General features: G+C 75.8%; 9 protein-coding genes. 5 read left to right on the top strand and 4 right to left on the bottom strand.

Features of this window, described 5'->3' with window-relative positions; genetic code table 11:
• Positions 1-10: 10 nt before the first annotated feature.
• Complete coding sequence (locus tag AB0399_RS08725; protein WP_329373661.1) at positions 11-631, top strand: allophanate hydrolase subunit 1; 621 nt, start codon at positions 11-13, stop codon at positions 629-631.
• Complete coding sequence (locus AB0399_RS08720) at positions 628-1,512, top strand: biotin-dependent carboxyltransferase family protein (protein ID WP_366410734.1); 885 nt, start codon at positions 628-630, stop codon at positions 1,510-1,512. Before AB0399_RS08725 ends, AB0399_RS08720 begins: the two co-directional genes overlap by 4 nt.
• Positions 1,513-1,952: 440 nt before the next feature.
• Here the strand turns inward: AB0399_RS08720 and AB0399_RS08715 are convergent, their stop codons facing one another.
• Genes AB0399_RS08715 through AB0399_RS08705 form a run of 3 tightly spaced genes read right to left on the bottom strand, consistent with a single transcriptional unit; the run spans position 1,953 to position 5,358 of the window.
• Positions 1,953-2,945, bottom strand: a complete 993-nt coding sequence (locus AB0399_RS08715) for an SGNH/GDSL hydrolase family protein (RefSeq protein ID WP_366410733.1) — start codon at positions 2,943-2,945, stop codon at positions 1,953-1,955.
• Positions 2,942-4,240: a glycosyltransferase gene (locus tag AB0399_RS08710; RefSeq protein ID WP_366410732.1), complete on the bottom strand. Its 1,299-nt coding sequence runs from the start codon at positions 4,238-4,240 to the stop codon at positions 2,942-2,944. Before AB0399_RS08710 ends, AB0399_RS08715 begins: the two co-directional genes overlap by 4 nt.
• Positions 4,237-5,358, bottom strand: coding sequence for a glycosyltransferase family 1 protein (locus tag AB0399_RS08705; RefSeq protein ID WP_366410731.1), 1,122 nt, complete (start codon positions 5,356-5,358; stop codon positions 4,237-4,239). The genes AB0399_RS08710 and AB0399_RS08705 overlap by 4 nt, the downstream gene beginning before the upstream one ends.
• A gap of 572 nt (positions 5,359-5,930) precedes the next feature.
• On the opposite strand from AB0399_RS08705, the gene AB0399_RS08700 reads away from it, so the two are divergent.
• The 3 genes from AB0399_RS08700 to AB0399_RS08690 all read left to right on the top strand — a co-directional run bounded on the left by AB0399_RS08700 (position 5,931) and on the right by AB0399_RS08690 (position 9,938).
• Positions 5,931-6,143 carry a hypothetical protein gene (locus tag AB0399_RS08700; RefSeq protein WP_366410730.1) on the top strand — a complete coding sequence of 71 codons (213 nt, stop codon included), beginning with the start codon at positions 5,931-5,933 and terminating at the stop codon, positions 6,141-6,143.
• A 240-nt stretch (positions 6,144-6,383) separates the two neighbouring features.
• Entirely contained in the window at positions 6,384-7,799 is a 1,416-nt protein-coding gene (locus AB0399_RS08695; RefSeq protein ID WP_329362270.1) for a HEAT repeat domain-containing protein, read from the top strand.
• A 666-nt stretch (positions 7,800-8,465) separates the two neighbouring features.
• Positions 8,466-9,938, top strand: a complete 1,473-nt coding sequence (locus AB0399_RS08690) for a SpoIIE family protein phosphatase (protein ID WP_366410729.1) — start codon at positions 8,466-8,468, stop codon at positions 9,936-9,938.
• A 174-nt stretch (positions 9,939-10,112) separates the two neighbouring features.
• Here the strand turns inward: AB0399_RS08690 and AB0399_RS08685 are convergent, their stop codons facing one another.
• A complete protein-coding gene (locus tag AB0399_RS08685; protein ID WP_366410728.1) occupies positions 10,113-11,624 on the bottom strand; it encodes a hypothetical protein in 1,512 nt (503 codons plus the stop codon).
• Between the last annotated feature and the right edge of the window lie 117 nt (positions 11,625-11,741).

Here is an 11,741-nt window from a genome sequence, read left to right as displayed (position 1 = left end):
GCCCGTACGGATGAGGGCGCGGGCCCTGCCGGCCGGGGAGTCCGCGGTGCTGGTCGAGGTGGAGAACGGCGAGCAGGCGCAGGCCCTGCACGCGGAGGTGGAACGGCGGCGCGCGGCAGGCGAGTTGGGCGCGGTGACGGAAGTGGTGCCGGCGGCCCGTACGGTGCTGGTCGCCGGGCTGGCCGACCCGCGGGCGTTCGCGGCGGACGTGGTGCGCTGGGAGGTGCCGCCGCCGGCGACCGCCGCGGCGGGTGCGGTGGAGCTGTCCGTACGGTTCGACGGGCCGGATCTGGCGGAGGTCGCGGGTATGTGGGGCATGTCGCGGGAGGAGGTCGTGGCGACCGTCACGGGCACCGCCTTCCGGGTGGCGTTCTGCGGGTTCGCCCCCGGGTTCGGCTATCTGACCGGTCTGCCGCCGGAGTTGGCGGTGCCGCGCCGGGCCACCCCGCGAACGGCCGTTCCCCCGGGGTCGGTCGGCCTCGCCGGGCCGTACGCGGGGGTCTATCCGCGGGCGTCGCCGGGCGGTTGGCAGATCATCGGCACGACGGACGCGGAGCTGTGGGACCCGGCGCGCGAGCCGGCGGCCCTGCTCGCGCCCGGCACCGGCGTACGCTTCACGGCCGCGCGATGACCGCCGCCGCGAGCCCGACCGCGCTGACCGTCGTCCGCGCCGGCGCCCTCACCACGGTGCAGGACCTCGGCCGGCCCGGGTACGCGCACCTCGGCGTGCCCGCTTCCGGCGCCCTCGACCGGCCGGCGCACCTGCTGGCGAACCGCCTGGTCGGCAACCCCGCGGGCGCGGCCGGCCTGGAGACGACGCTGAACGGCTGCGCGGTGCGCGCCTCGCGTCCGATGCTCGCGGCGGTGACGGGCGCGGCCTGCCCGGTCCGGGTGGACGGCCGCCCGGTGGCCTGGGGCGCGCCGGTACGGGTGCCCGCGGGGGCGGTTCTCGACGTGGGGGCGGCCACCCGGGGCGTACGCGCCTACCTGGCGTTCGCGGGGGGCGTGGACGTGCCCGAGGTGCTGGGCAGCCGCGCGACCGACCTGCTGTCGGGGCTCGGCCCCGCGCCGCTCGCCGACGGCGCCGAACTCCCCCTCGGAGCACGCCCGTCGGGCCTGACCGGTGCGTGCGACGTGCTGCCGTACGGCGGGCTCGGCGCCGAACTGGTGCTTCCGCTGCTGCCCGGCCCCCGCGACGACTGGTTCACGCCCGACGCGCCGCGGGTGCTCGCCCGCGGCCGCTACGAGGTCTCCCCCGCGTCCAACCGGATCGGCCTGCGCACCCTCGGGCCGCCCCTGGAACGGGTCAGGGATGCCGAACTTCCCAGCGAGGGAATGGTTTTGGGCGCCGTCCAGGTCCCTCCCGACGGACGGCCCGTCGTCTTCCTCGCCGACCACCCCACCACCGGGGGCTACCCGGTCATCGGTGTCGTCCCGGCCGCGGCCCTCCCCGCCGCCGCCCAGGCCCGCCCAGGAACCCCCGTCCGTTTCACCCCCGCACGGCGCCGCTGAACACCCGCGCGCCCCGCAGGCGGCTCTTCCGGGTCATTCGTCGCCGCTTTCGGCGGGCAGCGGGAGGAGCTTGCCGCGGGCGTGTGCCCGGTCAGGCTGATATCGAGGGCCTCGCACCAGACCGCGAGGGGGAAGGCGCCGGCGGCGTCCACCCGGCGGTCGTAGCGCCGGCGGTGGGACGCGGCCGACGCGTCGGCGCGGAACCAGCCCCGCTCCACGTCCGCGCGCCGGCCCGCCGCGCTCAGCGCCTGACCGACCCGCCGCACCCGCGGCTCCGACGTGTCGCGCCGGAGCTGCCGCAACGCGTGCTCGATCCATCCGGCGCCCCGCGAACGTCCCTCGGCGGGACCCCACTTGGGAACGACGAGCGTACCGACCGGTCGAACAGGACGGCTTCGAAGAACGGATGCCCCGCAGCCTGCCGGGAGCGCCACCCCCGCTCAAGGGCGCCCTGCCGTAAGGGAGGAGGGCAGCACCGCGCCGAGGGCGTGTTCGGTGGCGCGGCGGGCCGCGAGGTCCAGGAGGGGCACCGTGCCGCGGACTTCGTGGCGGTACTCCTCGGCGGCGAGCCGTAGCAGGTCGGGCAGGAGGTCACGGCTGCGGTCGGCGACCCAGCGGGTGCCGCGCGTGGCCATCCACCAGGTGGAGGCGCGCCGCCCGGGCGGAGGGCGGTCGGGGTCGAGCCGTGGCGGCGGACCGGCGGCGAGCCCTCGGGCGGCGAGGATCGCGTGGAAGTCGCGGGCGAGCAGCCGGTGCCCCTTCTCGCTGGGGTGCAGCCGGTCCGCGCTGAGGGTGCCGGGCGCGGTGGACCAGGGCCGGTGCGCGGCGTGCAGGTGGAGGGCGCCGTGGTGCGCGGACAGGGCGTGCACGGCGGTGTTGAGCGCCGTCATACGGCGGGCCAGCGGGCGGGCCAAGGGCCAGGGCAGGCCGAGCACGCTGCCGGGGTCGGGCAGGCACGCGGTGAGCACGTCGGCGCCGGCCGCGCGCAGCTCTCCGATCGCGGTGTGCAGGTCGGCCGTGACCCGGTCGATCGCGAATCCGCCGCGCAGCGTGTCGTTGCCGCCGACGACCACGGACGCCAGGCGCGGCCGGCACGCCAGGGCCACCGCGAGCTGCCGCCCGGCCACGTCCCCCGAACAGGCGCCGCTGCGGGCCGCGTTGACCACGGCGACGACGCCCGGCCCGGCGCCGATGCCCTCGGCGAGCAACGCGCCCCAGCCGCGCCAGCCGCCCCCGGGCATGGGGTCGCCGACCCCTTCGCTCAGCGAGTCCCCGAGCACCGCGAACCGCAGGGCCGGCTCCTGGCGCGCCGCCGTACCGCGCGCGTATCCCCGGGCGCCCCCGGAAGTCCCCGCTCCGGAAGCCTCCGCTTCCGAAGCAGCCGCTCCCGAAGTGGCCGCTCCGGGCCGCGACATGGGCAGGTCGGTGCTCATGTCCAGGCGTCCGATCCGGTGCCGGCCGGGTGCGGGACGGGCGCGTCGTGGGCGGCGAGGAACGCGGCGACGGCCGCCGGCCACGGGTGGAGCTCGGCGCGGGCGCGGGCAGTCGCGCGGCGGGTCCGAGCGGGCACGGCCAGCAGCCGCCGGACGGCATCCGCGTACTGCGCCGGGGTGGTGGCCGCGGCGCCCGCCGGCCCGATGAGCGCAGGCAGCGCGGAGCGGGCGCTGGCCACCACGGGGGTGCCGCAGGCCAGCGCCTCCAGCGCGGCGAGCCCGAACGTCTCGACCGGCCCGGGCGCCAGCGCCACGTCCGCCGTGGCCAGCAGCGCCGCGAGGTCGGAGCGCCGCGCCACATGGCCGAGGAAGGTCACCGGCAGCCGCGCCGCCCGCACCCGTTCGGTCAGCCGGGCCCGCAGCGGCCCGTCCCCGGCCACCACGAGTGCCGCGGCCACGCCCCGGCCGCGCAGGTGGGCCAGCGCGTCGAGGGCGTCGTCCGGCCGCTTCTCCGGGGACAGCCGCGAGCACAGCACGAGCAGCACCTCGCCGTCCCGCGCGTACCGGGCCCGCACCCGCGGGTCGCGGTGCCTGGGGTGCCATGCGGCGAGGTCCACGCCGAGCGGGGCGCGTACGACGTTGCGGGCGCCGATCCGCTCGAACTCCGCCGCCGCCCACGCGGTGGTGCACACGATGCGCGTGTAGGCGTGCGCGGACCGGCGGTTGAGGGCGTCGCCGAACCTGCGGGCGAGCGGGCCGGGCACGCCCCAGGTGCCGAGCACGCCGTCGGCGCTCTCGTGCGAGACCATCACGGCCGGCACCCGGTGCCGCCTGGCCCACTCCCCCGTCCAGCGCAGCGTGGTGCGGTCGGAGACCTCCAGCCGGTCGGGGGCCAGCCGCGCGAGCAGCGCCTCGACCGGGGCGCGGCGGGCCAGCACCCGGTAGCCGCCGGTGCCGGGGATCTCGGGGCCGGGCACCGTGATCACCCGCCCCTGCGGGGTGAGTTCGTCGGACCGCTCGGCGCCGGGCACGACCAGCACGGGTTCGTGGCCGGCCGCCGCGTAGCCCTCGCCGAGGTGCCGCAGCGCGGTGCGCAGGCCGCCGGAGACGGGGGTCACGAAGTTCGCCACCCGCACGATCCGCAGCGGGCCCGTACGGCCCGGGCCGTTCCCGCGCGTGCCGCGCACACCGCCCGCACCGGTCACGCCGTACGCGCTCGTACCGTTCAGGCCGTTCACGCCGGTCACGCCGGTCACGCCGTATGCGCTCGCGTCGGCCTGGTCGTGGCCGCTCATGCCGCCGCCGCCTCGTGCCGGGTGAGGACATCGGCGTAGTGGTCGAGGAGTTGGTCGCCGACCGCCTCCCAGGTACGGGCGGCGACGGCGCGGCGGGCCTGCGCGCCGAAGCGGGCACGGCACGCGGGGTCGGCCTGGAGCCGCCGTACGGCGTCGGCGGTGGCGGCGCCGTCGAGGGGCGGCACCAGCAGGCCGGTCACGCCGTGGTCGACCAGGTCGAGCGGGCCGCCGCCGGCGGGGGCGACCGCGGGCAGGCCGCTGGCCATCGCCTCCTGGACGGTCTGGCAGAACGTCTCGAAGGGTCCGGTGTGGCAGAAGACGTCGAAGGAGGCGTAGAGGCGGGCCAGTTCGTCGCCGGTCCTGCGGCCGAGGAAGACCGCGCCGGGCAGGGCGGCGCGCAGTCCCGCGGCGCTCGGCCCGTCGCCGACGACGACCACCCGCACACCGGGCAGCGCGCAGGTCCCGGCGAGCAGGTCGACGTGCTTCTCGGGGGCGAGCCGGCCGACGTATCCGACGATCAGCTCGCCGTGCGGGGCGAGTTCGCGGCGCAGCGCGTCGTCGCGGTGGTCCGGGTGGAAGCGCCGGGAGTCCACGCCCCGGGCCCACAGGTGCACGCGCGGCACGCCCTGCCGGACGAGCGCGTCCACCGCGGCGCTGGAGGGGGCCAGGGTGCGGGCGGCGGCGGTGTGCACCGCACGGATACGGCGCCACGCCGCGGCCTCGCCGGTGCTCAAGTACGTCTTGGCGTACCCGGCCAGGTCGGTCTGGTAGACGGCGACCGCGGGCACGCCGAGCCGGGTGGCGGCGGCCATCCCGCGCACGCCGAGGACGAAGGGGCTGGCGAGGTGGACCAGGTCGGCCCGGTGCGCGGCCACGGCGGCCGCGGTACGCCGGCCGGGCAGCGCGACGCGCACCTGCGGGTAGCCGGGCAGCGGCAGCGACGGCACCCGTACGACGGGACAGGGGTCCTGGCCGGGCTCGGGAAGGAGCGGGCCGGCGGGGGCGACGACCAGAGGGGCGTGGCCGCGCCTGACGAGGTGCTCGGCCGTGCGCAGGGCGCAGTGGGCCACTCCGTTGACGTCCGGGGGGAAGGACTCGGTGACGATGGCGACTCTCATACCGTGGTTGTCGCCGGACCGGGAGTTGTCAGGGCCACGTGGATCTTTCCCGAAGGGGAACGCCCCGTGAGAAGCTGTCTTCCGAACCTTCCGAACCTTCCGAACCTTCCGAACCTTTCGGGCCGGTGCGCCGGTACGCCCCAGGGCGGCTGGCCGAGGCCGTCTCCCCGGCCGCCAGGGTCTTGACCGAGGCCGGAGGGCATCCGGGACCGAAGCCACCTCAGCGCTTACCAGGGGCATCCTGGCCGTGCCGCACGGGGCCGAGGCGGGGAGTCCACGGACATGGACGGCGACGAAGCTCCGGACGACGGTTCCGTCCGGCTGGGATATTCCGGCGGGCTCGCCCGCCCGCTGTCCCGATGACTCCTCCTTGCCTGCGGTTTCGGGGTGGCGATCGCCCTGGCCGGTGGAGCGAGCCTGCCCGAGGCCGACGGCGGATTCACCGAACCGCTCACCCGCACCCTGCTCGCGCTGGGCCTGGCCGTGGTCGGGATCTCGTGCGTGCTGCCGGCGATCGGCCGGTGGCTCGGCCGGCCGGCGGAGCTCTCCGCCGCGGGCATCCGGGCGCCGAGGTGGCGCGGGGAGCAGCGGGGAGCGGCGCATCCCCCTGGTCCGAGGTCCGGGACCACCGGATACACGGCACGGACAAGGACCGGCGGCGGCTGCTGGCGGTGTGGCCGGCTCCGGATCGCGACGGCGCGCCGCTGTGGCGCGGCGACGTGTCGCGGGCCTCGGTTCCCGAGGAAGAGGTCATGGCCGTCGTACGCCGCTCGACGAACCGCTGACATCGGTCGAGGACAGCGGGCGGACGCGGCACTGCGGACGCGGCCTGGAGGGTGGGGCGGCGGTGGGCGGAGCGACAGCGGCGGGGGCGAGTCGGTAGGCTTCCGGCGCCCGTCCCCATGGGAGTCCACTCGATCGCCAGGCATAAAAGCCCGGTGGCCGGTAAGGATGCCGGACGGCGTTACACGCCTGGCCACGGAAATCCCGTTGCCATGAGACCCCCCGCACCGGATGCTGACCTCATGTTCGACCCAGACATAGCGCCCAGTGGCACCCTTCTCGGCCTCCTCCAGCGAGGACGCGGGGACGGGCCCCTCCATGCCCTGGCGACCGAGCGGGCGGAGGCCCTCGCCGCCCTGGAGCACTGCGTGCTGCGCGACCCCCGCCTGGACTGGCGGGTCGAGTCGCGCTCGCTGTACTACGCCCGCCTCTACTCCGACCTCGAGGGCCCGCTCGACGGGGTCGAACAGCACCTCTTCCATCCCGACGACCTGCTCGTCCCCGACGAGCACCGCTGCGGGCTGGCGCTGTCCGTGCTCGGGCACCTGGCGGGGTACGGCCGCCGCGACGCCCTGCGGCTGCTGCGCCGCTACGCCGCGGCCGGCGGCTCCTGGTCCTGGGCGCTGGACGAGCTCGCCGTGCGCGACGACGAAGCCGGCCTGCGCGCGCTCGGCCCCGCCGTGGTCGCCCGGTTCCCGGAGACCGAGGAGGGCGACGCGGAGCTGGCGCGGGCCGTCCGCGAGGCGTACGAACCGCGGCCCTGGCAGCTGTGGGCCGAGGACGCCGCCCGGCCCGGCACCGCCGCCCGGGTCCGCAAGGCCACCGAGCAGGTGTCCTTCGACCGCTGGCAGCGGCAGATGCGGTCCGCCGGACCCACCCCCGGGTGGAGCGTCGCGGCCGTACTGGAGTGGGCCGAGCAGGGGCTCGCGCAGTATCCCGTGCTCGACCGCGACCAGCCCGCCGCCCGCTGCCTCGCCTCGGTGGCCGGGCCCGAGGACCGCCCCGCGCTGCTGGACGCGGCCCTGCACGGCCCGTCGGCCGCCCGCGCGGCCGCGCTGCGCCACCTCGTCGACCGCCGCGACCCCGAGGCGTTCGCCCTCCTGGAGGCCGCCGCGGCCGCCGCGGACGAGCGGGTGGTACGGGCCGCCGTCGAGTCGTTCGAGCGGCGTGCCGACGACGACGCGACCGCGCACGCGCGCCAGTGGGCGGAGCGCACCGACCCGCTCGGGTACGCCGCCGCCCGGATTCTGGCCAGACACGGCGGGCCGCGCGACGCCGACCTCGTGCTGGCCGCGCTCCGGCGGGCCGTACAGGCCGGCGGGGCCGACGCCGACGGGCTCGACGCGCTGGTCGAAGGCGCGGGGCGGCTCGCCGCTTGCCGCGCGGCGCCGGTGCTCAGGCATCTCTACCGGGAGACGTCGTCGTCGCAGTTGCGCGGGATCGCCGCACACGCGCTGGCCGCCACCGATCCGGGGTTCGCGGCCGGGTTCGCGGTGGAGTGCCTGTGGGACTGCGAGGAGAGCACGCGGGAGCTCGCGGCGCGGAAGGCCGCGTCCGGCGACGTCCGGGTGCTGGCGCAACTGCGCAGGCTGGCCGCGGACCCCGCGGAGGAAGTGGACGTCCAGACGGCGGTCCGGGGCCGGTTGAGCGCCGGGTGAACGCCGGCTGACGCGAGGCCCCGCCGGGCGTACGGCCGCACGCGCAGCTGGCCCCGCCCGCACCGGAAACGGTGCCGCGCCCGGCACCTCGCCCTCGCCGTTCCACCTCCGAACGATTCCGCTCCGCCCCCCGGCGGCAAGGAGCCCGGCCGGGCGTACGGCATGACGCCGCGCGCCCGTACCGCCGATCGACGTCCCCTTTGCTCGCACGGTCGGCGGCGGTCGGCGGTCAGCCGTCGCCACTGAGGGGACCCAGCGTGCGGTGCCGGCTCCGGCGCGCCGCTCTGAGGAGCCGTCCGCGACAGCGCGCCCGGCGGTCCCCTCGGCCGGACCGGTGCCCCGCGTACCGCCTGGGCACCCCTTTACCCCGTCCTGAGCGCGGTCCGGTGCCGCCGCACCGGGAGATCACCGCCTGCCCGCCTCCGTCCCGCCGCCAAGTACCCCCGCGGCACCGGATGTTGCGCTCCGCGCGCGGCTGGGCGGCCCGGAGGAAGTACACACGAAAGTGTGGGCTTTTGGCATATGCCGGAAGCACCACCGGATCGGGTATCGCGGAAACCCTTACGAGCCATCGCTCGCTGTGCAACAGTCGTTACTGGTCCATCTGTCCCACCGTCCGCCACGGCCGCACCAGCGGCTGCCCGCAGACATCCCTCGGAGTGCGTCATGCCGTCCCCCGCGCACGCGGATTCCCCCGCAGCACAGCCACCGGGTCCCGGGGCTGTGGATGCTCTGATCAGCCAGGCGCGCCAGTTGCGCAGCCGGGTCGACGAAGTGCTCGGCGAGAGCGTGTCGGCGGCTGAGGACCCGCGGCTGCGGTGGCAGCGTGCGCTGTGCGACCTCGCGGTGCACCAGCTCGACGATCTGGGCACCCATCTGGGGCAGTTGCGGGAGGGCTTCGACCTGGACGTGCCGGTCGAGGCGCCGGCGCGAGAGCCCGGGTCACCGCTCGACGCGGCGATCGGCGCCTCCGCGCTGCCCGACCCGGTCGCGGTCGGCGCGCTCGGGCGGGCCGGAAGCGCCCAGTGGGACCTGCTCACCGACGCGGTGCAGTGGTCCGACGAGTTGTACCGCATCTTCGGCCGCGCCCAGAAGGACGGACCGTTGACCCTGGACGAGTTGCCGTCATGGCTCTTCTCGGAGGACCAGCAACTGCTCTCCGAGATGGTGACCGGCTGCCTGGTCGACGGGCGGCCGATCGACGGCGAGTTCAGGATCGTGCGGGCCGAAGGCTCCGTGCGCACCGTGCACATGGTCGGCGAACCGGTCTTCGACGCCGACGGCGGCACCATCGCGATGTGGGCGGTGATCCGCGACGTCAGCGATCTGCGGCGCAGCCAGCGCACCCTCAGGGAGACCCGCGACTCCCTGGAGCGGCAGCGGCAGATCGCGCAGACCGAGCGCCGGCTCGCGGTGGAACTGCAGGAGGCCGTACTCCCACCGTGGCGTGGCGGCCTGCGCTTCCCGCAGGAGGGCGGTCCCGCCGCGATGGACCTTGCCGCGCGCTATCTCCCGTCGGCGACCAGCGGCCTGATCGGCGGCGACTGGTACGACGCGATGCAACTGCCCGACGGTTCCTCCTTACTGTCGGTCGGCGACCTCACCGGGCATGGTGTGGCCGCGACTTCGGGCATGGCGATGCTGCTCGGCGCGCTGCGCGGCATGGCCGTCGCCGGGTTGGAGCCCGGCGCGCTGATGTCCTCGCTCAACGAACTCCTCGACACCTCCGCGCAGCCCGCCCTCGGCAGCGCCCTGTGCTGCCGGTACGAACCCGGTGAGCGGGTGCTGCGCTGGGCGCAGGCCGGGCACCCCGCCCCGCTGCTGTTCCGCAACGGGACGGGGCGCGTCCTCGACTCGCCCGACGGCATGCTGCTCGGCGCCACCTCCGGTGCCCGGTACGCCCAGGCGCGGGAACAACTCCTCCCCGGCGACCTGCTGTTGCTGCACACCGACGGCCTGGTGCCGAGCCGCTCCCCGCACAACGCGACCGCCGGCGGCAGCGCCGCACGCCTGCTCGCCATGGGACCGCTGTTCGACGGCGCCCGGTCCGCGCAGGACTGCCTGCGCATGGTGGCCGAGGAGTTCGACGTCCCCGACCGGGCGGACGACGCGTGCGTACTGATCGCGAGGATCTCCTGACCGCCCGAGCGATCACCCGAAGGTGAGATCACGCGAACGCGACCGCGAGGTCATCGGACCGCACGACGGGCCGTAGGGCGACACGGCGTCATCACCAACTGGCCATGAGGCGTGGGCACATGACCGACAGGGGTTTCTCCCGCTGCCCGACAACGGTGTGACGTGACGGCGGCGTCACACCGAACGGGTCTGCGGGTTCTTCCCCTTGGGCTCCTTCGCCCCCTTTCCCTCCCGGGGCGCCTTCTGCTTCGGCAGCGCCGTCTCGATCTCCCGGCGCAGCTCCTGGATCTCGACCTGCCCGGAGTACCGCGCGGTAAGCCGGTACATCTGGCGCAGCCGGTCCCAGGTGCGGTGCGAGGAGGTCTGCCCGATGGTCGACAGCGCGATCCGGGCGTAGCGGTCCGCCTGTTCGGGGTCGTTGGCGATGAAGCAGGCCGAGGCGAGCGAGAGGTAGTCGAAGATCATCGACCGCTCGCGGCCGCCGCCGCGCAGGTCGATCGCCCGCCTGGCGTGCAGTTGGGCCTGGACGGCGGCCGACGGGTCGTGCTCGGCCAGCGTGCGGTACGCGAGCGCCTGCATGCCGTGCAGGTCGGCCTCGTCGAAGTTCTGCATCCAGCTCGGCGGCGGCCCCTCGCCCGCGTCGGACGCGAAGAGCTCCTCGGCCTCGCCCAGGGTGCGCCGCATCTCCTGGCCGCGCCCCATCGACGCCTGCGCCCACGCCTCGACGGTGCGCAGCATCGCCTGGATACGCGGCAGGGTCTGCTCGCCGGAACCGGACGTGGCGAGCTTCATCAGGTCGATCGCGTCGTCGGGCCGGTCCAGGTGCACCATCTGGCGGGCCGCCCTGGACAGCGCCTCACCGGCCCGCGGCCGGTCGCCGCCCTCGCGTGCCGCGTGCGCGGCGATCACGAAGTACTTCTGGGCGGTCGGCTCCAGGCCGACGTCGTGCGACATCCAGCCGGCGAGCACCGCGAGGTTGGCCGCCACCCCCCACAACCGGCGTTGCAGATGCGGGGGGTGGCGGTAGGAGAGCATGCCGCCGACCTCGTTGAGCTGGCCGACCACCGCCTTGCGCTGGAGCCCGCCGCCGCGTGAGGCGTCCCAGGCGCGGAACACCTCGACCGAGTGCTCCAGCGACTCGATCTCCTGGGAGCCGATCGGGGCCGCCTCGTAGACGTCGTGCGCGACCGGATCGACCGCGAGCGGGTCGTCGAGGACGGGTGCGTCGGCCGCCAGGGCCGGATCGGTGTGCAGCCACTCGTGCATGGCCGTGCTGAGTACGGTGCCGGCGGTGAGCGCGGCGCCCGCGCCCACCAGTCCGCGTCGGTTGAGCATGAGGTCCATTCCCGTGAATTCGGTGAGGACCGCGGCGGTTCGCTCCGGCGGCCACGGCAGGCCGTCGCCGATCTGTTTCTTCCCCGCCTGCCGGCGCCGGTCGAAGCCGAGATCCTCGATGGTCACGACACGTCCGAGGCGCTCGGTGAACAGCGCGGCCAGCACTCTCGGCACGGGTTCGCGCGGCGACTCACCGGTGTCGATCCAGCGGCGTACCCGCGAGGTGTCGGTCGCCAGCTGCGGATGGCCCATGGCCGCCGCATGCCGGTTGACCAGCCGTGCGAGTTCGCCCTTGGACCAGCCGGTGAGGCCGAACAGGTCCGCGAGTCGGGTGTTGGCTTCGTTGCCCACGTCAAGCCCCCAGGTTCCTCGGCACGTTGACACTAATCCCGGTGACATTCGCCTCGCGACTATTCGCCAGGGTTCGCCAGGGTCCGCCAGATGGTCTGCCACCCGCGCCAGGGTGTC

It is taken from the genome of Streptomyces sp. NPDC088194 (assembly GCF_040702025.1).
In the GTDB taxonomy this organism is placed as follows: Bacteria; Actinomycetota; Actinomycetes; order Streptomycetales; family Streptomycetaceae; genus Actinacidiphila.
This window is presented reverse-complemented; position numbering and strand designations above follow the sequence as displayed.